At 43.1% G+C, this 22536-nt stretch carries 24 protein-coding genes; 21 read left to right on the forward strand and 3 right to left on the reverse strand.

What is annotated here, in order from left to right:
• Positions 1 to 42: 42 nt before the first annotated feature.
• The 6 genes from HLM86_RS14850 to HLM86_RS14875 are packed head-to-tail and all read left to right on the forward strand — an operon-like array spanning position 43 to position 4908.
• On the forward strand, positions 43 to 819 hold the full coding sequence (locus HLM86_RS14850) for a DUF3450 domain-containing protein (RefSeq protein ID WP_170883581.1): 777 nt from the start codon (positions 43 to 45) through the stop codon (positions 817 to 819).
• The gene (locus HLM86_RS14855; protein WP_076587680.1) at positions 809 to 2164 is read left to right on the forward strand and encodes a MotA/TolQ/ExbB proton channel family protein; all 1356 of its coding nucleotides are present in this window, start codon (positions 809 to 811) and stop codon (positions 2162 to 2164) included. Before HLM86_RS14850 ends, HLM86_RS14855 begins: the two co-directional genes overlap by 11 nt.
• Positions 2164 to 2721, forward strand: coding sequence for a MotA/TolQ/ExbB proton channel family protein (locus tag HLM86_RS14860; RefSeq protein WP_170883582.1), 558 nt, complete (start codon positions 2164 to 2166; stop codon positions 2719 to 2721). Before HLM86_RS14855 ends, HLM86_RS14860 begins: the two co-directional genes overlap by 1 nt.
• Positions 2718 to 3122, forward strand: a complete 405-nt coding sequence (locus tag HLM86_RS14865; protein ID WP_076587684.1) for an ExbD/TolR family protein — start codon at positions 2718 to 2720, stop codon at positions 3120 to 3122. Before HLM86_RS14860 ends, HLM86_RS14865 begins: the two co-directional genes overlap by 4 nt.
• Positions 3122 to 3736 (forward strand): energy transducer TonB, encoded by a 615-nt coding sequence (locus HLM86_RS14870; RefSeq protein WP_076587686.1) that lies wholly within the window; start codon positions 3122 to 3124, stop codon positions 3734 to 3736. Before HLM86_RS14865 ends, HLM86_RS14870 begins: the two co-directional genes overlap by 1 nt.
• On the forward strand, positions 3733 to 4908 hold the full coding sequence (locus HLM86_RS14875; RefSeq protein WP_076587688.1) for a tetratricopeptide repeat protein: 1176 nt from the start codon (positions 3733 to 3735) through the stop codon (positions 4906 to 4908). The genes HLM86_RS14870 and HLM86_RS14875 overlap by 4 nt, the downstream gene beginning before the upstream one ends.
• A gap of 22 nt (positions 4909 to 4930) precedes the next feature.
• On the opposite strand, the gene HLM86_RS14880 is transcribed toward HLM86_RS14875, so the two are convergent.
• Positions 4931 to 5161: a hypothetical protein gene (locus tag HLM86_RS14880; RefSeq protein WP_076588100.1), complete on the reverse strand. Its 231-nt coding sequence runs from the start codon at positions 5159 to 5161 to the stop codon at positions 4931 to 4933.
• Positions 5162 to 5486: 325 nt separating this feature from the next.
• Here HLM86_RS14880 and HLM86_RS14885 point away from each other — a divergent pair, with 325 nt between their 5' ends.
• The 4 genes from HLM86_RS14885 (at position 5487) to HLM86_RS14900 (ending at position 9791) form a co-directional block, all read left to right on the forward strand.
• Positions 5487 to 7103 (forward strand): ATP-binding protein, encoded by a 1617-nt coding sequence (locus tag HLM86_RS14885; protein ID WP_170883583.1) that lies wholly within the window; start codon positions 5487 to 5489, stop codon positions 7101 to 7103.
• A gap of 11 nt (positions 7104 to 7114) precedes the next feature.
• Positions 7115 to 7795 (forward strand): response regulator, encoded by a 681-nt coding sequence (locus HLM86_RS14890; protein ID WP_390226247.1) that lies wholly within the window; start codon positions 7115 to 7117, stop codon positions 7793 to 7795.
• A gap of 406 nt (positions 7796 to 8201) precedes the next feature.
• Positions 8202 to 9020, forward strand: coding sequence for a hypothetical protein (locus HLM86_RS14895; protein ID WP_076587696.1), 819 nt, complete (start codon positions 8202 to 8204; stop codon positions 9018 to 9020).
• Positions 9021 to 9122: 102 nt separating this feature from the next.
• A complete protein-coding gene (locus HLM86_RS14900) occupies positions 9123 to 9791 on the forward strand; it encodes a DUF2726 domain-containing protein (protein WP_076587698.1) in 669 nt (222 codons plus the stop codon).
• On the opposite strand, the gene HLM86_RS14905 is transcribed toward HLM86_RS14900, so the two are convergent.
• Positions 9788 to 10828 (reverse strand): GGDEF domain-containing protein, encoded by a 1041-nt coding sequence (locus HLM86_RS14905; protein ID WP_170883584.1) that lies wholly within the window; start codon positions 10826 to 10828, stop codon positions 9788 to 9790. The two genes, HLM86_RS14900 and HLM86_RS14905, sit on opposite strands and share 4 nt — an antisense overlap.
• A gap of 386 nt (positions 10829 to 11214) precedes the next feature.
• Here HLM86_RS14905 and HLM86_RS14910 point away from each other — a divergent pair, with 386 nt between their 5' ends.
• Complete coding sequence (locus tag HLM86_RS14910) at positions 11215 to 11697, forward strand: LabA-like NYN domain-containing protein (protein ID WP_076587702.1); 483 nt, start codon at positions 11215 to 11217, stop codon at positions 11695 to 11697.
• Here the strand turns inward: HLM86_RS14910 and HLM86_RS14915 are convergent.
• Positions 11677 to 11874, reverse strand: a complete 198-nt coding sequence (locus HLM86_RS14915; protein WP_076587704.1) for a DUF2986 domain-containing protein — start codon at positions 11872 to 11874, stop codon at positions 11677 to 11679. The two genes, HLM86_RS14910 and HLM86_RS14915, sit on opposite strands and share 21 nt — an antisense overlap.
• Before the next feature lie 291 nt (positions 11875 to 12165).
• Between HLM86_RS14915 and HLM86_RS14920 the strand changes: the two genes are divergently transcribed.
• From HLM86_RS14920 to tnaA, 10 genes are all read left to right on the forward strand, one after another.
• Entirely contained in the window at positions 12166 to 12342 is a 177-nt protein-coding gene (locus HLM86_RS14920) for a hypothetical protein (protein ID WP_170883585.1), read from the forward strand.
• A 427-nt stretch (positions 12343 to 12769) separates the two neighbouring features.
• Positions 12770 to 14026, forward strand: coding sequence for a DUF3440 domain-containing protein (locus HLM86_RS14925; RefSeq protein ID WP_254868820.1), 1257 nt, complete (start codon positions 12770 to 12772; stop codon positions 14024 to 14026).
• Positions 14016 to 14633: an IbrB-like domain-containing protein gene (locus HLM86_RS14930; protein ID WP_076587708.1), complete on the forward strand. Its 618-nt coding sequence runs from the start codon at positions 14016 to 14018 to the stop codon at positions 14631 to 14633. The genes HLM86_RS14925 and HLM86_RS14930 overlap by 11 nt, the downstream gene beginning before the upstream one ends.
• Before the next feature lie 160 nt (positions 14634 to 14793).
• Positions 14794 to 15300 carry an outer membrane beta-barrel protein gene (locus tag HLM86_RS14935; RefSeq protein WP_170883587.1) on the forward strand — a complete coding sequence of 169 codons (507 nt, stop codon included), beginning with the start codon at positions 14794 to 14796 and terminating at the stop codon, positions 15298 to 15300.
• A gap of 164 nt (positions 15301 to 15464) precedes the next feature.
• Positions 15465 to 16706: an aromatic amino acid transporter gene (locus tag HLM86_RS14940; protein WP_170883588.1), complete on the forward strand. Its 1242-nt coding sequence runs from the start codon at positions 15465 to 15467 to the stop codon at positions 16704 to 16706.
• A 123-nt stretch (positions 16707 to 16829) separates the two neighbouring features.
• On the forward strand, positions 16830 to 17543 hold the full coding sequence (locus HLM86_RS14945) for a response regulator (protein WP_170883589.1): 714 nt from the start codon (positions 16830 to 16832) through the stop codon (positions 17541 to 17543).
• Positions 17544 to 17564: 21 nt separating this feature from the next.
• Positions 17565 to 18872 (forward strand): ATP-binding protein, encoded by a 1308-nt coding sequence (locus HLM86_RS14950; RefSeq protein ID WP_170883590.1) that lies wholly within the window; start codon positions 17565 to 17567, stop codon positions 18870 to 18872.
• A gap of 83 nt (positions 18873 to 18955) precedes the next feature.
• Positions 18956 to 19741 carry an outer membrane protein OmpV gene (ompV, locus tag HLM86_RS14955; protein ID WP_170883591.1) on the forward strand — a complete coding sequence of 262 codons (786 nt, stop codon included), beginning with the start codon at positions 18956 to 18958 and terminating at the stop codon, positions 19739 to 19741.
• Between the two features lie 95 nt (positions 19742 to 19836).
• Positions 19837 to 20766, forward strand: a complete 930-nt coding sequence (locus tag HLM86_RS14960; protein ID WP_076587718.1) for a VirK/YbjX family protein — start codon at positions 19837 to 19839, stop codon at positions 20764 to 20766.
• Positions 20767 to 21062: 296 nt separating this feature from the next.
• On the forward strand, positions 21063 to 22469 hold the full coding sequence (tnaA, locus tag HLM86_RS14965) for a tryptophanase (protein ID WP_076588104.1): 1407 nt from the start codon (positions 21063 to 21065) through the stop codon (positions 22467 to 22469).
• Positions 22470 to 22536: the final 67 nt, after the last annotated feature.

Raw genomic sequence — 22536 nt, forward strand, 5'->3', positions numbered from 1 at the left:
GCTTCTCACTAATCTGACCGGACATCATTGAAAACACACGTTATGAATCTTAGACAATCCAGTTTATCCTTGTTGCTCTCGATGGCAGCGTTTGGCGTCATTGCCTCGACCCTTGACAGCGCTCAATCTATCCAAAGTAAAACGAATGCATCCTCTGCCGCAAGTCAAAAGCGCATCGATTTTAGTGCTGAAAACACGCTGAGTTTGAAGCAAGAAGTCGAACAGCTTGAAGAAGAAATCAAGAATCTAGATATTTATCAATCTCATCTATCGGCCCTGATTGAAAGCCAAAATCAAGAAGTCATCAATATCTCGATCCAGATTGATGAGATCAAAACGACGCGTGAAGGTTTGGTGCCGTTGATGTATCAAATGATTTCCGGTTTACGAACGGTGATAGAGAAGGATATCCCCATCAAGCAAGCGCAGCGTGAAGCGAGAGTGGTCAAGCTGGAAACATTGATGACTCGTGCGGATGTGAGTGACGCTGAAAAATATCGTCGAATTCTAGAAGCTTATCAGATCGAGCTTGATTACGGGTCCAAATTGGGCTGGTATCAAGGAAAAATAGAAGTCGAGAACATGGCGAGAGAAGTCGACATTCTCCACCTAGGGCGGGTGTCTTTAGTTGCTCGGAGCTTAAACCGGACTAAATTCTGGTCATGGAATCAGGGTGAAAAACGGTGGCAACGCCTTGATAAATCAATAAAATCTGATCTTGATAAGGCGTTTGACATAGCCACAAAGCAGACCAGCCCAAGCTTAGTCGTCCTTCCGGTCTCAACGCATGTCAAGCAGGGAGACTCTGATGAAATTTAACATGATAATATCGCTTATTGTGCTGTGTAGCATTGGGACGACGAATGCCTTGGCCGATTTGGTTGATAAAGCCCAATTGGAGAATAAGCAGCAGGCTCAACATAATCTTAAGCGTGAGGCTAGGTTTCAGCAAACTGAATCGCAACTGAAACAACGGAAGTCTCAACTGCTGCGTCAGCGCAGCGCTTTGCAAAAACAAAACGATAAACTCGTTGGTCAGTTTGGTGACAATGAAGATAAGCTCGCTCGATTGGAAGAGAAATTGCGTTTGGAAAGCGGAAGTCTTGGTGAAGTGTTTGGTGTTGTGCGCCAAAATGCAAAAGAGCTTCAGTCTGAGCTTGAAAACTCGGTGACCTCGGCTGACAAGCAAACGTATACACAAACGGTAAAGGAAATCGCTGCGGCTTCCCAACTCCCTTCCATGGCACAACTAAAAGGACTTTGGTTGGCGCTAGAGGAGCAGATACAAGCCAGTGGGGAATTCGTCACCATACCTATTCGCTTTGTTGACGGGGAGGGCATCTCCCACGATAAAACGGCTGTGCGCCTTGGCTCCATTGGCTTGGTGGGAGAGGATGGCTATCTCAGGTGGTTGGCTAAAAAGGGAGAGGCTCAGACTTATAAGCAGCAACCGCGCCAAGCACCAACCCAGCTGAGTTTGTCAGCTCTATCCTCAGGACAAGAGCAACATATTGTATTGGATCCGTCTCGAGGTATTTTGTTGGCTCAGCTGGAAGAACGCCCCACTTTGTTTGAACGTCTTCAAGCGGGGGGATTGGTTGGCAAGATCATCTTGGGCTTAATGAGCATAGGTTTGATCATTGCCCTGATCCGTGGTGTCAGTCTACTTATTGCTCGGAAGAAAATTCACGCGCAGTTAAAAGTACCACAAACCCCAACAGATAACCCTCTTGGTCGCGTTCTTGCTGTGTACAGTAAAGAAAACAAGCTCAACGTCGAAGCGCTGGAGTTACGCTTGCTAGAAGCCATTGTCGACGAACAATCAGGCCTTGAAAAAGGCCTTTCGATGCTTAAGTTGTTGGCAGCATTAGCACCAATGCTCGGCTTACTTGGAACCGTGACAGGTATGATCGAAACGTTCCAAGTTATTACACAGTTTGGTAATAGCGATCCCAAAGTCATGGCTGGCGGAATTTCGATGGCCCTAGTCACTACCGTTCTTGGACTGATTGCGGCTATGCCGCTGCTACTCGCTCACAATATACTCAGTTCACAGGCAGCGGCGATTCGGGCAATTCTTGAAAAACAAAGCATTTCTTTGGTTGCCGCTCAAGCAGAAAGAGATATTCAGGCAAATCAGGGTCCGCAGGAGAGCGCAGCTTAATGGACTCGGTGGTTATTGTGTTGACGGATATTGTTTCAAGTAACAATGTATTCACCTCTCTGCAGAGTTTTATGCAGCAGGGTGGGCAGGTGCTTTGGTGGCTATTTGCAGTGGTCGTATTAACTTGGTTACTGATATTTGAACGAATCATCTATCTCATTGTGCAGTATCCAAAACAAAGAACAGTTTGGGTTTCGTTGTGGCTAGCTCGCGATGAACAGGACTCGTGGTATGCTCGTGCCATCCGAGAAGGTTGGCTGTCACAGGCGCACACTGTCCTTTACCATAACCTCAATATCTTAAAAGTTTTGGTGGCTATTTGTCCCATGCTGGGTTTGCTCGGCACGGTAACAGGGATGATTACCGTGTTTGATGTCATGGCTAGTCAGGGGAGCAGCAGTCCCAAGCTAATGGCATCAGGTATCTCAATGGCGACGCTTCCGACTATGGTGGGTATGGTGGCGGCACTGTCGGGGATGTTTTTTCATGCTCGATTAGTTAAAGCATGCCAAATCAGAGAAATAAAACTAGAAAAATCACTAAGGAGTCAGCGATGAGGCTTGGCCGACGTTCCTATTCTCAAGATGAAGCTCAGGTAGATCTGACCTCGATGCTTGATATTGTATTTATCATGCTGATCTTTTTTATCGTGACCAGTTCTTTTGTCAGAGAGTCTGGAGTCGAAGTCAGTCGACCACAAGCCGAAAATGTTGCAAGTCAAGAACAAGCGGGTATTTTTGTGGCGGTGACAGCGGCGAACGATGTCTATATTGATAAGCGTATTGTTGATGTTGAACGTGTTCAAGCGGCGCTTGAGCACCTTCTATTGGATAAACCTGAGGCGTCTTTGGTCATTCAGGCTGATGAATATGCGTATAGTGGGGTTGTCGTCAAAGTGATGGATGCCGCCAAAGGGGCAGGTGTAAAGAATATTGCATTGGCGGCGGAGAAAAAATAGTGGGACGCTTTTTGATAGCTGCGCCTTTCGCCCTTGTCGGTACTTTAGGGTTGTTTAGTTTGATGGCGATGATGGTTGATATGGATAACCGCAGCGATGAGTCAAGTCAACCAGTGAGTTTTAACATGGTTATGGTCGACAATGAACAACAAGTTAATCGACGTCGGCGAACGATTCCTAAGCCACCAGAAACCCCAGAGATTCCTGAGCAAAAAGCGCTTACTCAGTCCAGTACCAAACTGGATCAATTTTCATCGATACCCAAAACTTCACTTGCGCTTAATACCAATGTCCAAGGGCTATCAATCATCGCCCCGACGTTTGGTGATTTCAATGTCAGTCAACAAGTGTTGCCTCTATATCGTGTTGAACCCCGTTACCCGACAAAAGCCAAAAAGCGTCGTGTCGAAGGGTATGTGGTGTTGGTGTTTACCATTGATCCTACGGGTAAGCCGGTTGATATTCAAATCTCTGATGCCAGCCCAAAACGAATGTTTGAACGTGAAGCCATCACAGCACTCAAGAAATGGCGATACCAACCTAAGCTGGTTGATGGTGTGGCGGTGTCACAGGTGGGACGTAGTGCTAGAGTGGAATTTAAGTTACCGAAATGATAAGAATAATTGCAATGATGATGTTAATGCTGAGTTCGCCAATGGTTTTTGGCATCGAGCTCAGCCAATATGCTGCCGTACGTGTCCAAAAAGCCCACAAGTTGGGCGAGGACCAGCAGTTTGAACAAGCGATTATATTGCTTAAAAGCATTGAAACATCTCGAGGTTATGACAAGGCTTTTATTGATAGAATGCTGGCCGTTTTCTACTGGCAAGATGGAAATAATGGACAAGCGATTCACTACATGGCAACGGCGATTGAGAGTGGTTGGCTAAAAGGTGAACAGGCTTGGGTCAGTCAAAGAATGCTAGCTGATCTCTACCTCAACGATCGCCAGTTTGCACTGGCGCTTAAATACTATTATTCACTGGTTGATGAGGTACCGAAAACTCAAGTCATCAGTGATCTCTGGTTGCGAATTGCTCAGTCACACTACCAGCTAGAACAGTGGGAAGAGGTCACTGTAGCCGTTAACCATTATTTAAAGCCTGAAACGAGAGATCGGCTCACTCCACTGTCTCTGAAGCTAGGCGCAGAGCTTGAATTAAAACAATGGCGGCAAGCAATAGGCAGCTTAGAGATGTTGATTGACTTACAGCCCAAACAGTTGAAATGGTGGCGCCAGATGGTGAGTATCCAACTGCATGTCGGCCAAGATCAGAAAGCACTAGATACGCTTGCACTAGCCAAGCTGCAGGGACTTGATTTGACGCCCACCGATCAACGTTTACTGGCACAAATGTATGCTAAACAAGGTATCGCTGAAAGAGCTGCGTTAGAGATGAGCGAATTGGAAGAAGCAAACAACGATGCCCAGCATTTGGCCGAACAAGCCACTTATTGGCAATTGGCCAAGGAATGGGATAAAGCCCTTATCGTATGGAAGCAGGCGGCAGGCCACGACGCTCAATACCTATGGAACGTTGCTCAACTCTTGGTTCAACAAAGCGATTATCTCAACGCACTCAATATCCTAGACCAAGTGCAGGGCAGAAAGGCAGATGTGGCGTTGGCAAAAACACAAGTGCTCTATAAGCTCAACCGACTAGACAAAGCGTTGAGCCAAGCAAAAATCTCAGAGAGTATTGAACCATCGAACCAAGCCAAAAGCTGGATAAAATATCTCTATCAAATAAAACGCGCCAAATCAGAAACCAGTATCTCTGGGTAGCGCTTTCTTTCAACGAGAAGAATTACGACTTATCCGGATCTAGGCAGACATACTCTGCGCGCCACAGTAAGCGTTTTGATTTCTTTATCGTTGAGAGTAACTCTCTCCCTGAAAGCTGAGAGTATGTATGCAAAACTTGCACATGGTCATTTTGTGGGGATTGTTCATAAGCTCTCACGTGAGTGAAGGTGCTTGACAAGTTTTTTGCTAACATTGATTGTGATAAACAAATACCAAAGATGTCCTTTTGCATGACTTTCCCTCCGTTAAGGGTCTTGCCCACAATCCAGCGAACGATAAGATAGAGGCTGATCGAAGACACAGTTAACATACCTTTCTGTCTAATAATTATACAAATAAGGTTGCATAGAGTAAAAATAGGCTTACCCGTTTGTGAACAACATCTCTCTATTTGAGTCGTTCACCTGACCGGCGACAGTGAGGCTTAATTGTCTTGCTTGTCATTGACTCGGTAAAAGTCATTCTCATTGAATTATCAGGCTCACAAATTGCAGAGCGGTAACTCGTATCAATGTCAATAGAATGATAGCCTCTCCAGAATTAAGGAAGGAGGGGTTATGAAATGGAGTAGTATCAGTTTTCGCAAAAGAATGCTGATCATTATGACTCTTTCGGGTTTGATAGAACTTCTAATGCTGGCGGCGGCGGGTTTTCATTATGTCAAACAAGCTCAGGAAGAAGAAATGGGAATGAAGGCACTCGGTGTAGCGTCATTTCTGGCCCAGTCTCCATTCGTGATTGACATGATAGAGCAACAGGGACATCAAACTGAGCAACGGCGTTACCGAGCTCTCACAGAGCTTATAGGCGCTGCTTTTATTGTTATCGGTAATCAGAAAGGGGTTCGACTGATCCATCCAATCAATGACAGGATAGGTGGACCGATGAAAGGCGGTGATAATACTCGCGCGCTGATTCAAGGGGAGCAATATATCTCATTCGCTCAAGGTTCACTCGGATACTCAGTGAGAGGAAAAGCACCTGTTGTTGATGCCGAAGGAAAGATTATTGGTGTGGTTTCCGTTGGCTATCTTATTGATAAACTTCACGCAAGAGTCGAACCATTTCTTACCTTCTTGATCATGATGGCTTTACTGGTGGTTGCTGCTAATGCGATCATTTCCAGTTATGTCTCACGTCGATTTCAAAAAGCGATATTGGGTTTTGAACCTGAGGAAATTGGTCGGCTTTATGAGGAACTTGACGTCACGATGGAAACGCTAAAAGAGGGTATCTTAAGTATTGATGATCAAGCAAGGCTTAGGTCCATCAATAGGAGTGCTTGCCAAATATTGGGTTTGAATAAAGAAGAGAGCATCAATCAACCCTTTCGTCATATCTTGCCCGACAGTGATCTACCGACCGTATTGACCACCGCACGCAACGATAACGATATTCACCTCTATTTAAATGAGCAATGCTTAATCGCTAACCGGAGCCCAATCATTGTCGCTGGAAAAGTGGTGGGCGCGGTATCAAGTTTTCGTTTGAGAGACGAATTGAATGTGGTCACGGAGCAGTTGGCCAAAACGAAAGAGTATGCAGATATGTTACGCTCTCAGACACATGAATACAGTAACAAACTCAGTGCCATTAGTGGGATGGTGCAAATGGGAGAACTTGAAGCTGTTAAGCAACTGATTGGTCGAGAAACAGCACACTACCAATTACTCATAGAATGTTTACGCAATACCATTAAAGATCCGCTTATTGCGGGCATGCTATTAGGGAAAACCGAACGGGCTCGCGAAATTGGCCTAGAAATGACACTGGATGATGGAAGCCACCTTGGGCTATTACCGAAAAGAATCCACGCTGAGGATGTCGTGACAATCTTAGGGAATCTTATCGATAATGCTTTTGATGCGATGCGCGAGGCCATTAAGTTAGGGATATCACTTGGGACACGGCGAAACGTCGAAGTCTCCATTGGTGATTTTGGCAATGAAATTATTCTAGAAGTCATTGATCAGGGATGTGGTTTGCCTTCAAATTTAGCTTGTGCACAATTGGTCGAAAGGGGAGTGTCGACAAAAGCGGATGCCTCTCGAGGGATTGGCCTTTATTTGGTGAATCAGCTCGCATTGCAATATCAAGGTTCATTGGAAATGGTGGATAACCTACCTCATGGCACTATTGTGACGGTATATTTGCCTAAGGAGCAACCCTTATGACGGCAGTGACTATGGCCCCCCCAATAAGAGTAATGGTGGTAGAAGATGACCTCAATATTGCCTATCTGCATCAAAGATATCTGCAGAAAATGAATAACTATGAAGTGATCGGTATTGCGACGAGTAAGGCAGAGGCTGAGCTTCAGCTTGACGTTTTAAAACCGGATCTTTTGTTATTAGACGTTTACTTACCTGACGGTACTGGTCTTGAATTGCTTCAAAGCTTGCGGTCACTCAATCAGAGCTGCGATGTTATCTTGATCACTGCCGATCGAGATGTAGAAACACTTCAACAGGCGATGCGTTGTGGCGTTGTCGATTATCTGCTCAAACCAATTATTTTCTCGCGTTTGGAGGCTGCATTGCAAAAGTACGCGTCACAAACCCAACAGTTGGTCAATTCTTCCAATATCGATCAGGTTTTGGTAGACAAGATGTTGCAATTTTCGACTTTAACAGACCTTACGGAGCTGCGGTTACCCAAGGGCATCGATCGAGTTACGCTTGATAAAATACGCTCACTGTTTTCGTCTAACCCTATTTTGACCGCGGATGCTGCGGGTGAAAAGATAGGAGCAAGTCGAACGACAGCAAGACGCTATTTAGAATATTTGATCGGCGCTGGAGAATTAGCTGCCGACTTAAACTACGGCAGTGTGGGGAGACCAGAACGAAGCTATTACAAACCCTAACAGGCTATAAATAAAGCCATTGGCCAAGAATTGTACTCCCGCTTGCCTAGACGGATCTCTTATTGCCCTCTACATTTATGGATATTTGCACGATTAAACGCTGGGATAGCAAGGCGTTGAAAACGCGACGCCGCCCAGCAATTGCGAGAGGTTCACCTTGACTGTGGACTGATGAGAAATCGAGAGAAATGGTGCATCAACCAGACGGGTTATGAAGCGGGTGGGTTTGAGATCGTCCTTGTAGTTACTGAAGCTTGGCCCTTTTATGTGTTTAACTTTGGGGTAAGTGGTCAAGTTGCCAATCAACTTCAACGAGGACACGATGATTTGAAATAATCGGCTAGGCAGAATCCAGTCGATTACTCAATAAATTATCAATGCCTATGACTGAGGTATCTATAAAATTATGATTGCGCGTAACTACTTATGGCTGTTTTTAATGACGTTACTGTGTGGGAGCACTCAAGTCCTTGCACTCGAAGATATTGAGTTAACATTACCATCACAGGTGGATGGGGGGCATGCTTTCTATCATGAACTGCTCTATCAATCCTTACAAGCTGACGGATACAAGGTTATCATTGAGATACCCAAAGAGCATATACCGCAAAAAAGAGCAAAAAAAATGGTTTCTATGGGGCAATTGTCGCTGACTTGGCTTATTGCTACGGCCGAGCGGAACAAACAGTTTGTGCCAGTTCGTGTGCCCTTAACCAATGGTTTAATTGGCAAAAGAGTGGCCCTTATTCCTCCGGAGTTGCAAACAAAGTTTGATTCGATCAATAACCTGAAAGATCTGAAAAATTCAGGGCTGATCGCCGGAATGGGGATAAATTGGTTTGATGTTGATGTTTGGCAATCTAATCAGTTACCAGTGTACATACAAGATGGCGAATGGCGATCTCTTTATTCCAAACTGACCTCGACAGGTTTCGTCAATTACTTTCCCAGAGGGATGATTGAAGTACTTAACGAAGCCAAACAGAACCCACATCTTGCGGTAGAGCAGCGTTTATTACTGGTTTATCAAAAAGATTTCTATTTTTATCTTTCCCCGCAATTCGCCCATTACCAATCTATTTTGGAAAAAGCACTGTTAAACGCACAGCAAAGTGGATTGATGGAACGTCTTGTCAAAAAATACTGGCAAACGACCTTCGAACAACTGAAGCCTGAGGGCAGAGTTGTGATTGAACTTGCTTTACCTGAGCATGGATCTCAATAACAAACACCAGCTTTCATATAAACGCTGACATGATCATGAAGTTAGCGTATAAAAACTAAAAAGATGATCATTCCTATTTCTAATCGGAGAAGTTAGCGCGAAATGGAAAGTGTTATTATTGTTGGCGTTTTGTTGGCTTTGTTCTTTTTGTTTGTTCAAAAACGTTATTTAAGACAAGAAGAGTTAAAAGATAGTGTTTTCAAGCAAAAAGGGCCTTTAATCAATATGCAAGAGACAGCCTTTTACAATGCATTGGTTGCCGCAGTGGGGCAACATGGTGTTGTGATGGTTAAAGTGAATATGACCAATGTCGTCGCACCACTCGCGATGGATAAAAAACAATGGTTTATTGCCAACAATCGTATTGCCAAAAGTTATTTTGACTTTGTGGTTTGTGATCCGCGAACTCTGCAAGTGTCTGTTGCGATAGAGTTAGACGATGGGCGTACATTGGAGAAGGGAAAAATAGAAAGGCAGAAGTTACTCATGCATGTCTGCAAGTCTTCTGGGATTCCGCTTATTGGCACATCAATAAAACACAGTTATCAAGTGGGGAAGTTACGCCGCCTTCTCGCCACGCATATAGATTTAATTGAACCAGAAAAAGAGGTTCGATTTTGTAAGCGTTGCGGTAGCCCTATGGTTATAAAAACAGCGACTCAGGGAGAATTTAAGGGACGTCGATTTTTTACTTGTAGCCGTCAACCTCAATGTAATTACACTGAAAACTATAACATTATTTTCGATGAAGAAGATTCAAAGACACGTTAGGAACAACTGAGTGGTCGTGCATTCTGATTACAGACCATAACTTGATTCCTACCATTTTTTTTCGCTCTATACAGCTCTTTATCGGCCTCTTTTAGAACACTCTCTAGATCTTTGTACAAATTACATTGGTAAATACCGATACTGACCGTTAGAGATATTGGTTGCTCGGCATTATTAAAGGGCGATCTTTCTATCGCTGTACGTATCTGCTCTGCTTTGTGTATGGCATGAGTCATATCTGTGTTGTGGAGAGCGATACAAAACTCCTCTCCACCAATACGATAAACGAGGTGTTCATCACTTAATGTATCAATTAACATTGCAGTTTGGACGAGCACTTTATCACCAATATCGTGGCCATATTGGTCATTAACCTGTTTAAAATGGTCTAAATCAAGGATCAGTAGCGCCAGAGGGAGAATTTCACTTTCTTTGTGGTAACGCTCAAAGTTGTGAACCAGTGCATGACGATTATAAACGTTGGTCAATGCATCACGTGAAGCTAGTTGTCCTAAAGAGGCTTCTGACGTCTTGCGCTTAACTTCTAAAATATGTGAAGCCAACCAAGCACTGAGATAAGCGAGAATAAAGTTTGTGGTTAACTCTGTGTAACTCCATGAACCATCGGCAAAAGACTTCCAGAAAATAAGAACAAACTGACTTATAAATCCGATGCATGTCGCGAGGAAACCATAGCGTTTTCCAAGGATAAGATAGAAAAGAACGGGGTATAAAAAGCTCCATAGGAAAAATCCGTATTCTATCGGGTAGGCCGATGTACTGACGTAAAAAACAACAATAATCGAGTAGATATAGCCGTTGGCCATGCTCAATGAAACGGATTTTTTGTAACCACTGTACGTCATATATAGTGAAAGTAGACAAAAAATGCTTTGCACGACGGTAATAGAGTCAAGAACACCCCACGCTAGATTTACGGTGATAATCGTCGCTGAAACAAGGCAAAAGAGCGTACTCAGCCAGAACATAACTGAACGTCGTAACTGTCTGGAAGGGTTAAAAATATCTAGCTCCATTTACCTCGCCTTTTTAAAGGGTTATGCACTTGTGCGAATATCAGGTAATAGTATGCTTTTCGGTTTTGGAATCAAGCAATTGATTGAACCAAGATCACACTTTTTTGTCATGAATAACACAGCCTTTGAAAAAACTTGATGCACATTATCTACAAGTTGGTTTTACCTAAGACAAAGGATTATAAAATAGTTAAATCCGCACGTGGTAGATTGGCCAAAAAATGATTCGATACTGCGAGTCACATCGATTTTTTGGAACCATGCATGATGTTTGTGGTAAAGGTTATGTCTTAGATTGAGTTGAAATTTATTGTTAGTGACTTCCCCTTTACTGCTAGAATCGTTGGTTTTACAGTTTGTATACCTCAACACCAACGAGAGACATAATGGAAAGAATTGCAATTTTTGTGGACGTTCAGAATATTTATTACACCACTCGCGAAAAATATCGTGCTCATTTTGATTACAACGAGTTTTGGTCGTCTGTTGCTTTAGGAAAGGAAATCGCAATAGCAAACGCCTACGCGATAGCGTCGCAGGATGCTAAGCAAAGGCAATTTCATCATATTCTAAGAGGGATAGGTTTCGATGTCAGGCTGAAGCCCTTTATCCAAAGGCAAGATGGAAGTGCAAAAGGAGATTGGGATGTGGGTATTGCCCTTGATATTTTTGAGGTTGCCCCCAGTGTAGACCGCATTATCTTACTCTCCGGAGACGGAGACTTTGATGTATTGGTTAAACGTGTTCAAGAGCGATTTGGCACGGTGTTTGATGTGTGCGGCGTACCAGGCCTGAGCGCACAATCATTAGTTGATGTGTGCGATAAATTTATTCCTATTCAGGAAGAACTACTCTTGAGAGGGCGTTAATTGTTCCTCTAGATTGCTCTCATTGAGCGCGTTATCTGAAGTGTGGATGTCCTCTTGCTCAATTTTTTCGCGCTCTTGTTTTGATACATAGCGAGGTTTATTACTCTTATGCAGTTTTGAATTTTTCTTTTTGAGTTTCGTTTTTAGGATCTGATTAATTCTTTTTTTGCGATTCATAGGTTCTCATCCGAGTATCAAAGGGCGCGCATCTTAACAGGTTTTTCATTTTACGTCATTAGCTTAAATGCCATATTGGTCGTCTGCATATAGTGTAATCATTTGAATTTACAGTATTATATATAAATTAAAGGCCATATTTTAATATAAATAATTGGAAACCCTTGGTGAAGAAGTCAACACTACAGGTGGCAGGATAATTAAATATACCTATAAAATTAGCTCATCAGGTGAGTTTTCACAGGGTGTCGTAACCAGTAGCGGCTTCCATTCCTCCTCAAGGAGCCAGCTATGGCCTCTAAGTTGCGTGTAGTCACCCTATTTTTCCCTATCTTGAGCTTAGGTTTTAGTCAGTACTCTGTGTTTACCTCATATTTTGAGTTCGCCTCGTTTAGCGCGAGGTTGGATCATTTTATGCTTCCCACCCCGACCACCATACGTGTTTCTTTGCACCTAAAAACGCTCTAAAACTCACTAATAATGATTTATTCACTTAAAAGTTCATGATAACGACGATTTCCCTGTTATATGAGACGATGACTCTTTATCTACGGTGAATGACATAAATTAAAGAAGGGGAAATACCTCACAGGCAACGTTATTGTATCAATGTAGCGTGTTAACCACGGCTCTAAGAAGAGGAATATACGCCAGATTAGGCGTATATTATAGCCCTAAAATACTGCATTATTTTAGAAAAATAATGTATTTACCCTTCCTTTTAATTTCCAGGTGAAGATTGAAAAATTCTTAAATTATAATAATTTATAGTTTAAAGCTCTACTCCCCTTCCTTTGAATGACATCATTGTTATTGAATAAAAGTATAAATAATAGAAATAACTTTTACTCTGATATCCTATTGAAATTTTATATATGAAAGGGAGGTTATGTTAATGGAGCAAAAAAGCCAGCCACTAAGCCGGAAGAAATGCCTGCTTGATAAGGATGTGCTTGTGGCAGCAAGGGAGCGAATCTCATACGTTTTTGATAACTTTGAACATTTTTATGTGTCTTTCTCCGGTGGGAAAGATTCCGGAGTTTTACTTCACCTTGCGATAGAAGAGGCTGGCTTGAGAGGCCGGCTCCCTGTAGATACTTTGATCGTTGATTTTGAAGCTCAATATAAGGAAACAGAACGCTTTATTTATCGAATGATTGAAACAAATAAAATTAACCCATATTGGGTCTGTTTGCCTCTCAGCCTTCGCAATTCAGTCTCGCAATTTCAGCCCAAATGGCTTTGTTGGGATGAACGAAAGCGCAACCAATGGATTAGACCTCTACCTGAGACAATGGGAGTATTTAGTCACCCCGAAGCCTTTTCCTTTTTCTACCATGGTATGGAGTTTGAGGACTTTGTTTTTTCATTCGCCCGTTGGTACCAGCAACAAAAAGAAAGCGAGGTCGCGGTTCTGATAGGTCTAAGGGCAGATGAATCTCTTCATCGTTTCAACACCATAAAAAATCGGAAAAAAGAAAAATTTCATGGCCTAGCTTGGACGACAAAAATGCAGGAAGACGTTTATATGGCTTACCCTATCTACGATTGGAAGACCGCGGATATCTGGAGTGCGAATGGTCGTTTCGACTGGGACTACAATAAAATTTACGATCTGATGAATCGAGCAGGGGTACCACTGTCCAAGCAGCGTTTGTGTCAACCATTTGGTGATGAACAGCGAAAAGGCTTGTGGTTATATCAAATTCTGGAGCCAGAAACATGGCAAAAGCTTGTTCAACGTGTTGAAGGATGCAATTTTGGTGCGCGTTATGTAAAAGAGCAGGGGCACATTATGGGATATTATCGCGTTGAGCTTCCAGATGGCCTCACTTACCGACAATATACTAAATTTTTGCTGAGAACGATGCCTCCGCACATTGAACAGCATTATAGAGAACGAATATTTAAGTTTCTTGTTTGGTGGCGAAAGCATGGACCGAGTAAAGGAGTCACTCGAATACCTGATTTTGCAGAGCGTAAACTTGAAGCTAAAAAAATGGTGCCTAGCTGGCGAAGGATTTGTAAGGTGCTCATAAAAAATGACTATTGGTGTCGTGGCCTTTCTTTCGGCTATAACAAAGCCATTGCTCGTCAGAGTAACAAAATATCATTGGGCAACGTTCAAAGAGGTGACGTGTATGAAAAGTGATACTCAAATTTCATTTGAACAGGTGAGTAGTTTAAATAAAAAGTTGGATAATATGGAGGCGTGTGTCTCCTTGTATAATCGATTGACGAGCCAATTATTTAGTCAAATTTCTGGTCTCCCTCCAGTATGTAATGTTCAGATGCTCCCTATCAATCGGATTGAATCGAATGCGTACAACCCAAATGCGATGGCTCCGCCTGAAAATAAGTTGCTTAAGCACTCGATTGAGCGAGATGGGATGACTATGCCTGTTATCGTTAATCGGGCTGAAAAATATGACCACTACGTTTTGATCGATGGGTTTCATCGTTTTGAATTGCTTAAAGCTTATCCAGATCTTCAACCACTGCCTGGCTATATTCCCTGTGTTATTTTTTGCCAATCTGATCAGGACAGTATGTCGACATCGGTGAGGCACAATATCGCTCGTGGTTCACACCAAGTGGAACTTACGGCCGATTTAGTCATGCAATTGAGACGCGTTTGGAGTAGTGAACGAATCTGTCGTGAATTAGGTATGGACAATGATGAAGTGCTACGAATGCAGCAAATTACGGGCTTAGCTGTCGCGTTTAAAGATCAAGGTTTTTCTCAAGCCTGGGAGTAGTCGGCCCACCTAACGCTATGTATATTAACACTATTACCTTATTTGAAAGGGTACGTTAGTGTAAATCATAAATTTAATGTTGCATTTTTACGTGGTTTAATTGAACATTGTTTTATTGTATAACTGCTTCCACGAATAAATCACTTGATAAATGTACAACATGAAAACACCTTTATTGCTTTCGCTGATGGTCGCTATCATGCCTATCGCGAGTTATGCTTCTTCTCCGAGTGATCACTCGGCTTATCTTGGCATGAGTGCTAGCCATTCAAATGTTAGTCTGGGTAAGACTAATGAGGTTATGGGCGGAATAGACATGCAAGCGGGCTTGCATGTTTCAGATTTCAGGGTCAAAGGTCGGTCGAGTGCCCTACATAATCATAATGATAAGCTTGAGAGTTTTGGGTTCGCGGTAGATAAGCCAATCACTTTTCTTAACCACCAAGCGTTTGTTGCTCCTGAAGTGGGTATTGATTACGCGAGGTATAAAAACGATTGGTTTAAAGAGACGGACTTCGGGCCCGAGGCGGGGGTTAATCTGGGTTACAATCTAGGCAAAAACGTTGTTGTCGAGACAAGCTATCGTCATACTTTTGGCATGACAAATAGTGAGCAGAATCTCGATCAAGATATCATAAACTTGGGCTTAAATTACCATTTTAACTAGCCAGATCAAGATATAATGCTTAATTATGAAGTAATTATTAAATTTTTATTCAATTCAAGCGCTAGTATCGGACTCTGGCGCTTTTTAATGTGTGTATGTATCTGTGTATTAACTATGCTCGGAAAAAGCTCCCTGAAAAAACTCAAATTTTTAAGGTGGGCAATATGGAATATGTTGAAAGTACTGAGAAGCAAGCTAAGAAACCTTCCGTGTTAGGAGGGTCCTGCATTATCGCTTGTGTTTGCGTAGGAGCGGGGATGTTGGGCTTGCCTACAGCAGGTTCAGGTTCTTGGGTTGCTTGGTCGACCCTAGTGATGGTCTCTGTGATGGTGATTACGATCTTTAGTGGTTGTCTATTGTTAGAGGCTTTGAAGCGCTATCCTTATCAATCGTCCTTTTCGACTGTAACCGCGGATTTACTTGGACGAGAGGTCAATTTCGTTAACAATCTGATGGTGTATTTTGTAGGTGGGATACTTCTTTATGCCTACAGTACCGCGTCAGGTCTCATTCTTAATCAGTTATTGGGATTGGATCCTAAGCTGGCATCTGTCCTTTTCGTATTCGGTTTTTCTGGTTTTGTTTGGCACTCGACTCGCTTGGTGGATAGGGTTTCGGTTGTATTGATTATTTTTATGGTTTTGAGTTTTGTGTTTGCCATTACAGGGTTAGCACAGGGCATCAACATTCAAACCTTGTTCGGGGATGTGAGTTTTGAGCAAGGAAAGTATGCGTTGGCTTTAATTCCAGTGGCTTTAACTTCATTTGGCTATCAGCACACAGTATCGACGATGAGAGACTATTACAAGGATGAAAATGTCGCACAAAAAGCGCTGGTCAACGGCTCTTTGATTGCGCTGGCTATCTACATGGTTTGGATGTTTAGTATTTACGGAAATCTTCCGCGTGCCGATTTTGCTCCCGTCATCGAAAAAGGTGGGGATATAGATGCATTACTATCGAGTCTAGATGGCGTTGTGGAAACGAGTATGGTGTCTAACCTCATAAGTGCTTTTTCTGCGGCTGCGATTTTGTCCAGTTTTATTGGCGTTGGTCTGGGCGTTTTCGACTTTTTGGCTGATGTTTTTAAATTTGAAAATACAAAGCAAGGAAGAACAAAAACCTGGGCCATTACATTTATACCTCCTTTGCTTTTTTCGTTACTGTTCCCATTTGGTTTTTTGACGGCCATTGGTTATGCCGCGGTGGCCGCAGCCGTTTGGGCCTATATTGTTCCAGCCTTATTAGTTAGAAAAATCAGACAAGACAATTCGTCTGAAAATGATTCTGGGTATAGAGCGGCTGGAGGGAAAGCTGTTGTTATGGTAGTACTTTTTTTCGGGATATCGATCTTGCTAATTCAGGTAGGCACAACGTTAGAGTTGTTACCCACTTTTAAAGGCTAGTAACTTTTCAGGGAGTCCTATTCAGATTTGATTTGAGTAGGACTCATTTTTTGGACGGAAAAGTCATATACTTTGCGTTATCATTAGACCATCTCTAAAACAGAACTCTGGTTAAATATGTCGATGAGCTCTATGAAATCATTATTTATTGTTGAAGATGATACGAAACTTCGAACGATGCTAGAAGAATACTTTTCTAGGCAGGAGTTTGAAGTAACAGTGTTTGAAGACGGTGTTGAAGCACTTGAGCCTATCATCAAACAGCAGCCTGATATCCTGCTGTTGGATCTTATGTTGCCGTGTATGGATGGCTTGACGGTTTGTCGCAAAATCCGCAGTGAGTACTGCGGTAAAGTGTTAATGCTAACAGCCAGTGATGATGACTTTGATCATGTTGCTGCCCTAGAAATTGGTGCCGATGATTTTGTGAATAAACCGATTAAGCCTCGGGTACTGTTGGCTCGTATGAGGATGTTATTGCGTCGACCAGTATCGAATGAGCAATCAGCAGTGGGCTCAAAAACCTCGAACTTGCTTTGTTATGGTCAGCTAACGTTAAACCATTCACGGAAACTGTGTCTGTTCAATGATGTTGAGATCGGCATGTCTGACAGTGATTTTGACCTTTTGTGGATATTGGCCAGTTCTCCCGATGAGGTTCTATCTCGTGATGTTTTGACTCGCGCCTTACGGGGTATAGAATACGATGGGCTCGACCGGACCATAGATAACAAAGTCGTCAGTTTAAGAAAGAAGCTTGGTGATAGCTCATCCGCACCCAAAAGGATCATTACAGTGCGAAGTAAGGGTTATTTATTTGTACCGGACCATTGGTAGAAGTAAAGGAATTAGGTCAATATGCGCCGAATCTATATTGAAGCTCTGTCAGGACTACTTGTTCTATTTACCCTCAGTTTGGTGGCCTATGAAGTCATTATCTTTCAGTTCAACACCGACTATTACTATGTTTTAGAAGATCTTGAAGGCGCCGCTTTTCGAGATGTGTTGGTCAGTGTCTCTCAGGTCCAAGGGGAGGAACAGGCGTTAAATATTTTGCAGGCATTCGTTGATAAAACAGCTAAAACCCTGACGGTTTTTTCCAGCGCGGATGTACCACTCCAAGTCAAAGACTACTTCCAAAGTGATCATCCTCACCCTTATACTTTTTACGACGAAGACAGACGTTTCTGGTTTATGTTGTCATCACCTGAGATTATCTATCGAATTCAGCCGGATGTAGAATCGGCGTTACGTCAAGCAATTGAATTTGATGATGATATTTTGTGGGGTTTTATCTTCGTTGGTTTCTTTGTATACACTTCTGGTTTTATCTGGTTCCTCAATCGTCGTATTCGCATTCTTGAAAGTGCGACTATGAAGTTCGCTAAGGGGGATTTCAATTCTCGGGCCCCGACTGGCAGCCGTTACCGAGTGGGTTCACTGAACGGTAGTTTTAATTATATGGCTGACAAAATATCAGACCTTATCACCAGCAACCGCTCATTAACCAACGCAGTAGCACATGACTTGAGAACGCCACTGTTTAGAATGCAGTGGCAGGCTGAAATCCTACAGGAAGAGCCCTTGACCCCTTCTCAGCATGACAAAATAGCCAGTGTTATAGAAGATATCGAAGAAATGGAGCAGATGGTTGATGAACTGCTCTATTTTGCCAAAGTTGAACGCCCAGACTCTACCCTCAACATAGAAACCATTGAGTTAGAAGAGTACTTAGGCAATATTGTCACAAAACGGCATGGTCTAAAGCACGTTGAAATCGTCGTTGATGTTGGTAAAAACCTAGTTATTGATGCGGACAGCGCGTTACTAAAACGTGCTCTCAATAACTTGTTGTCCAATGCTCAGCGGTATGCCAAACGTCAAATTTATCTCAGGGCCAAAACACACCAACAAAGTCTCATGTTTTGCGTAGAAGATGATGGGCTAGGTATTGCGAGAGAGCATTGGAGCTCAATATTTGATCCTTTTTATAGTGCAGACCCCTCTCGTAACAAGGCTAATACCGGTTTTGGCTTAGGGCTTGCGATCGTCAAATTGATTGTGGAACGACATCATGGTTGGATAGAGGTCGGTGAGAGTCATTTGGGAGGTGCCAAGTTTACGTTCGCAATACCGAATTTGTCGACGGCTTATGACAAACAGTGACAAAATGATGACAAAGTGAGGATAGGGATAGTTTTTATTTTTTTGTACAGTGTTCATTATTAATTGATTCACGGTTCAAAATAATGAAAAAACTGACAGTTCTTATGCCTATCCTTATGGTTACGACCACTGCAACCACCGCCTATGCAGCTGGAGATACCTACATCCGCAACGGTAATATTTATACCCAAGAAAATAGTTGGGTAGCTGAACTGGGAGGGGCTGGTGTTAGTGATCTTTTTAAAGGTCAAAAGCATAATGCCACTGTACTGGGTAATTTTGGCTATCAGGGCGAAGACTTCAATGCCACGTTACAAAGCCTCAATTATAGGTTTCTAGGTAATACCGGTGATATGTTCAATATGAGCGGTTACCTAGGCACATCTGGCTTAATGTATGATCATAGCACCTCAGATTTTTTGAAAGGCATGGACAAGCGTAAAGCGAGTTTAGATTTAGGTGTCAATGCGGATTTCCATCTAGCACAAGGGACAATTTCTACGTATGCACAGCATGATGTAACCAATACTTACGGTGGTTATTTAGCGGGGGTCACCTATTACCTACCAATGAGCTTTGGCCGTGCCGATATCGTCCCTTTTGCCGGTTTAGCCTATCAGAATAAAGATTACGTCGACTACTATTTTGGTGTCAAAGATACGGAAGCAACGCAGGCTCGTAAAGCCTACAAAGGCAGCGGTGATGTCTCTTATAACGTTGGCTATAAATTCATTATGCCGGTCAGCGATAACTGGAAAATAACCCAAACCACTGCCTATACCCGCTTGGGTGACAATACTGCAGATTCCTCGATCGTAGACAGTGCCAATCAATGGCTGGTGGGTGCGACTGCGGCCTACTATTTTTAACCGCAACTCCTCTACTCGATGCCTGACTTTTGGTCAGGCCTTCATTTTGTGATCCTGTGCTGCTCCATCCGCGGCTTTTAACTGAAAGTAACGTTATGTCTGTCAACTACTTTGATTTTCTAAAGTCTTTACCCCATGTCGCAAAAAGCGTTTATCCTGACATCCGAGGTTTAAAAAAGCTTCGCTACAATGCTCGGTTTTGTTTATGGTCTTTGCTCAAACCGAATGTCCTAAATCAGATGCAACAGTTGTTTTCCCAACCAGATTTGCAAGCGATTCAAACCATCAATCCCCGAATGTTAGAAAAGCCGTTGAAGCCCTTTGTGTGTTTAACATGGCGTCCACATCAGAGAGCTCTAAAGATTCATGAGCATTTTCAAACCCTGCGCCAATTATACGGCCGAGCATTTCTTGATTTTTACTCTCGTGAAGGTTGGTTTCTTGCCCAAGTGTCGAATGGCAATTTGTTACTCTGTGCAGGGCCAGAACGCGAAGGTTCACTAGCCTTAAAGCTGGTGGATGAAAAAAACAGAGAGTTGTTCACATTGGCGTTTAATTTATCGGCGACGCCCAAGCGTGAAATTTATATCGGTGCGCTTCAAGGGCCGGGTGACCATATCAAGGATAGGGGAGATGTAATTAAATCCTTGACGCGCGGAACGCATGGATTGAGACCGAAGGCACTTATGCTGGAGGTGCTGCTGATGCTAGCCCGTGAGTGGAAGGTGGAATCAGTGTATGGGATCACCAATAAGGGACATGTTTATCAAGCATTAAGATACATAGGGTCAAAGAGATCCAGTATTTCCTACAATTATTCAGAACTGTGGAGTGAATACGGCGGAACGCAGGTGTCAAAGTACTTATTTGATATTCCCCTTCACCCTAATCGTAAAGACCCAAGTGGCTTAAAAAAAGCTAAAAGGCGTCTCTACACAAAACGGTACGCATGGTTGGAAGAGACAGAGAGTTTGCTCCAACAGCGTCTGCGTGACTTGGTCGAAAATTCGTCCGCCACTCTTTAATCAGTATGAATTGAACCAATTTGATGTGATGTTTTTCTCACATTGGGCCTGAATCTGCATCGGGCTCAATGTGTATTGATTTGCAGTCATTCCTTCAATAATTAGAAATTTAATCATAATTTATCCATAAGTTATTCCTCTATTTTTCCTCCTCACCTTATGTTTTGTCTACAGCGGTCCTAGCATCCGGCCTGCTTACTTCCCTATTAAAATTACAAAAATTCATAAGGTTAAATATTATGCAGAACACTCAAAATCCCACGGCTTCGCAAGCATTGACGAAGGCGGACAGCCAGATGAAATACTTGCCGGAACCCTATCGAATTCGTGTTATTGAGCCCGTGCGTATGACGACTCGTACTGAACGAGAGCATGCATTGGAAAAAGTAGGCTACAACCCTTTCCTGTTGGACAGTAAGGATGTGTTCATTGATTTATTGACCGACAGCGGAACGGGTGCAGTTACACAAAATATGCAAGCAGCCACCCTGAGAGGTGATGAATCATACAGTGGCAGCCGCAGCTACTTCGTTCTTAAAGAAGCTGTCGCGCACATCTTTGCTTATGAACACACCATTCCAACTCACCAAGGAAGAGGTTCTGAGCAACTTTATGTTCCTGCACTCATCAATAAACGAGAGCGAGAAAAAGGTCTAGATAGACAAAAGATGGCTGCCATTTCCAACTATTTTTTTGACACGACTCAGGGGCATACTCAAAGAAATGGATGTAAGGTTATAAACGTTCCGACGGAAGAAGCGTTTGACACTTCGGTAGAGTCGGACTTTAAAGGCAACTTTGACCTAGATAAATTGGTCCATGCGATCGAAGAGGTCGGGGCAAAGAATGTCCCCTATATTGTCAGTACGATTACTTGTAATTCGGCAGGAGGGCAACCCGTTTCGATCGCTAACCTGAAGGCCGTTTACGAAATCGCACTTAGCTATGATATCCCTGTTGTGATGGATTGTGCGCGTTTCGCAGAAAATGCCTATCTTGTAAAACAGAGAGAACCTGAGTTTTCGGAATGGAGCATTGCCGATATTACCAAAGAATCATTCAAATATGCGGACATTCTCTCGATGTCGGCCAAAAAAGATGCGATGGTACCAATGGGAGGGCTGCTCGGCTTCAAGGACGACCGTTTCTCTGATGTCTACCAAGAAAGCCGTATTTTGTGTGTCCTTCAGGAGGGCTTTCCCACTTATGGAGGGTTAGAAGGCGGAGCCATGGAAAGGCTAGCGGTGGGTCTTTATGATGGGATGAGAGAAGATTGGTTGGCTTCTCGTCTACAGCAGGTAAAATATTTAGTAGATGGCCTCGAAAACATTGGCATTGAGTGTCAACAAGCTGGTGGTCACGCCGCTTTCATCAATGCGAGTAAAATACTGCCTCACATCCCTTCAGAGCAGTTCCCTGGTCATGTTTTAGCGTGTGAACTCTTTAAGATTGCAGGTATTCGCAGTGCAGAAATTGGGTCGTTATTGCTAGGAAGAGATCCAGCAACTGGGGAACAGCTGCCTTGCCCAACCGAGTTACTAAGACTCGCTATTCCTCGAGCAACGTATACTCAGTCACATTTGGATTACGTCATTGATGCATTTAGAGAAGTCAGAGACAATGCGAGGGCTATGAAAGGGCTGAAGTTCACCTATGAGCCGCCAGTACTAAGGCACTTTAACGCTGAGTTTGAGCCGGTCTAATCATGATATGCCGACCTTTATCGAGGTCGGCTAGTGATTTATTTTTTATATTATCGTTGATATAGCG

This window comes from Vibrio ostreicida (assembly GCF_013074385.2).
In the GTDB taxonomy this organism is placed as follows: Bacteria; Pseudomonadota; Gammaproteobacteria; order Enterobacterales; family Vibrionaceae; genus Vibrio; species Vibrio ostreicida.